The organism is Methylibium sp. T29, from assembly GCF_000576205.1.
GTDB lineage: Bacteria > Pseudomonadota > Gammaproteobacteria > Burkholderiales > Burkholderiaceae_C > Methylibium > Methylibium petroleiphilum.
In genome coordinates this window covers 1-1,117 of the sequence record NZ_AZND01000520.1, presented here as the reverse complement: position 1 = coordinate 1,117, position 1,117 = coordinate 1, and the positions used below count along the sequence as shown (strand labels likewise).

The 1,117-nt window shown below is 66.5% G+C and carries 1 pseudogene; it reads left to right on the top strand.

Annotated features, from left to right (window positions below):
- A pseudogene (locus tag x551_RS22520) lies at positions 1 to 1,113 on the top strand (hypothetical protein); the annotation flags it as partial.
- Positions 1,114 to 1,117 lie beyond the last annotated feature (4 nt).

Here is a 1,117-nt window from a genome sequence, read left to right as displayed (position 1 = left end):
GACGGCTTCGTGCAGCGCTTCGCGCCCACGCTGCTGCCCAACGGCGAGACCGGCTACAACCTCATCCAGGACCAGTTCACCGTCGACCAGCGGCCCGGCTACGAGGACGTCAAGAACAAGTGGAACGTCGGCTTCCGCCTGAAGGGCGAGGCCGGCGGCTTCGGCTACCAGGCCTTCGCCATCAACCGCACCAACCCCGACGGCGTCTTCAAGTGGTCGGCCGCCAAGGGCGAGAACGTCCTGCCGGGCACCGCGTTCGCGGTGCAGCCGACCGGCGTCTGGAGCGCCGAGGAATGGTTCCGCGGAGCCTCCAACTCGCGCCTGAACGGTATCGAGGGCGTGGCCACCTCCATGAACTTCATCACCGCGGCCGGCGACCCCTACGGCCTGGTCGGTCTGGCCACCGCCTGCGGTGCCGAACGCGCGGTCTACGGCGACTTCAAGCTCGGCAGCAAGGCGGCAGCGTCGTGCATCCTGGACACCTTCTTCACGCCCGGTGTGGCCGGCCCGCTGCGCGGCTGGCTCAGCCGCGAGTACAAGCGCGAGACGGTGTTCGGCGGCGGCATCAACCGGGTGTTCGAGGGCGAGCCCGACTCGCTGCTCGACCAGCTGATCGGGCGCTTCGAGTTCTCGTACACGCCCAACAAGCACTTCACCAACCCGACGCTGGGCGACTACATCGAGAAGGACGAGTACCAGTTCGCCTTCATCATGGAGAAGTACCACAAGTTCACCAGCGCCTTCCCGGCGACCTACTTCGTGGCGCAGTGGCTGCACAAGTCCAGGAGCGACCTGTTCGGGCGCTACCTCGGCGGCGTGGGCAACACCCCGGGCGAGTCCCCGAGCGGGCAGTCGGGCGGCTTCAACGCGGTGGCGCTGGCGCTGCAGCAGCCTTCTCCGACGCTGGAGTACCGCTTCGACTTCGCGATCCTGACGGATCTCAAGGGCGGCTGGTACGCGCAGCCGGGCGTGAAGTGGAAGCCCACCAAGTCGATCCAGGCCGACCTCTACCTCAACGCCGTGTACTCCCAGAACAAGGGCGAGTACCGCGACTTCGTCGACGGCCTTCAGCACAACAACGAAATCTTCGCCCGCGTGGCTTATCAGTTCTGAGTGG